Raw genomic sequence first — 803 nt, forward strand, 5'->3', positions numbered from 1 at the left:
GGCCCGATCCCAACTTCGACATCGTCACGCCGTGAGGTGAACGGAACTTTACATATATAGACACCAGGTAAAAATTCCGAACTTGTATTGACAAGTTGAGGTGATGCGGACCACAGTATCCGCATGGGAAATCACCACAGCTACGACGTCGTCGTGGTCGGCGCAGGCATCGTCGGCCTGGCGCACGCCTATCACGCGCATCAGCGGGGACTGAGCGTCGCCGTTGTCGATCATGCCGACGGTGTCGTCGGCGCATCGGTCCAGAACTTCGGCCACGCCTGCATCACGGCGCAGTCCGGCGTCGCGCGGGACTACGCCCGCAACGGGCGCCGGCACTGGCTCGACCTGTCCCGCAAGGCTGGGTTCTGGTCGGCGGAGTCGGGCACCTTCTGCGTCGCGCGCCACGACGACGAACTGTCCGTGATGGGCGAGTTCGCCGCCGTGCGCGGGGACGACGAGGTGCGGCTGCTGAGCCGCGAGCAGATCCTCGAGCAGATCCCCGTGGTGGCGTCCGGGGTCACCGGCGGCATGTACCTGCCGAACGACCTGCAGGTCGATCCGCGCACGGCCGCGCCGTCTATCGCGCGGTGGCTCGCCAGTGAGGGCGTCGACTTCCATTGGCGTACCGCGGCTTCCGGCTTCGAGCCCGGGGTGGTACACACCTCGCGCGGACCGCTGCGTGCGGGTACGACATTCGTCACGGTCAACTACGACGTCGACCGGCTCTTCCCGGCGCTGGCCGAACGCGACGGCCTGCTGCGGTGCCGGCTGCACATGCTGCGGGCCCGGATGCCGCTGGCCTT

Annotated in this window: 1 protein-coding gene; it reads left to right on the plus strand. The window is 67.0% G+C overall.

Translation table 11 applies throughout. The features are described 5' to 3' along the window. Window positions 1–123: 123 nt before the first annotated feature. Window positions 124–803: FAD-dependent oxidoreductase (locus tag ACWGPE_RS18770; RefSeq protein WP_452049276.1), on the plus strand; the 680-nt coding region annotated here is incomplete at its 3' end.

This window comes from Agromyces sp. NPDC055658 (assembly GCF_053618155.1).